A 942-nucleotide genomic window follows, 5' to 3' on the forward strand; every position below is an offset into this window, starting at 1 on the left:
GCCGCAGCGCTCATCGGCAGCAGCCGTATGAAGGCGAACACGCTCGACAGGGCCAGGTAGGGCAGTCGCAACAGCACGATCCACCACCCTGACACGCCCACCCGGCGATCATTGGCCATTCACGAGAAGATGCAGGTCACAGGCCATGGATGGGGTTTTCGGCACCCGCACCACTCTACGAAGCCCTAGGCATCACAATCAGCTACGAACACGCAACGAGGACCGCGACCGTAAGGTCGAGGCCCTCGTCTGCGTATCGTCAGTGGTTGTGTCCGAGGGGCGAGTTGACCACTAACGATACGGTCGTGGTCGCGCAAGGGCAGCTCTGGCTTCAAGGTCCACCTGCAAGCCTCCCCAGAGTCACGCTTCGGGTCTCCCAAGTTCGAACCCTGCCGGGCACTCGCCGAGGATCAGTGGAAATCAAGTGCTGACCAGGGCGGATGGTGACAGAAGAGGAGGAAAGTCAGTGTCACTGGCTCCCGCCCTCTCTCGTTGCCTCTCAGCGTTCGCGACACACCTCCGACACGGCAAGCCACCGCAGGGCGTCGCCGTCGTTGACTCCCAGCGGCAGCCGCGGGGCCGCCGTGGATGGCGCCGGCACGTCGGTCGGCGGAGGCTACCCAGGCCCCGGCCCCGGCTTACGCCGGGTTCCCCGTCAGACACGCCTCGATCAACTCGCCGGCGAACAGTCTGGCCATCGCGCCGTGCCGCAACCGGTCCATGTCGTCGATGCTGTCCGCGCCCCCCGCCATCCCGGCGATCAGCGCCATGCCTTTCGAGGCCGGGAACGCGCCCACTCCGTCCTTCGAGGCCGGCAGGCGCAGCCGCTCGCCGACCAGTGCGGGCAGGCAGCACCGCTCGGCCAGGCGCATCAAAGGTTCCAGGCCGCCGTACGCCACCAGCGTCGGGTCGTCGAACGCGGCGGAGACCTTGGCCCCGGTT

1 pseudogene is annotated in these 942 nt (G+C 67.0%); it reads right to left on the minus strand.

The features are described from left to right. Nucleotides 1-638: 638 nt before the first annotated feature. Nucleotides 639-942 (minus strand): annotated as a pseudogene (locus VXC91_RS46115) (hypothetical protein); the annotation flags it as partial.

This window comes from Streptomyces chiangmaiensis (assembly GCF_036281785.1).
Lineage (GTDB): Bacteria > Actinomycetota > Actinomycetes > Streptomycetales > Streptomycetaceae > Streptomyces > Streptomyces chiangmaiensis.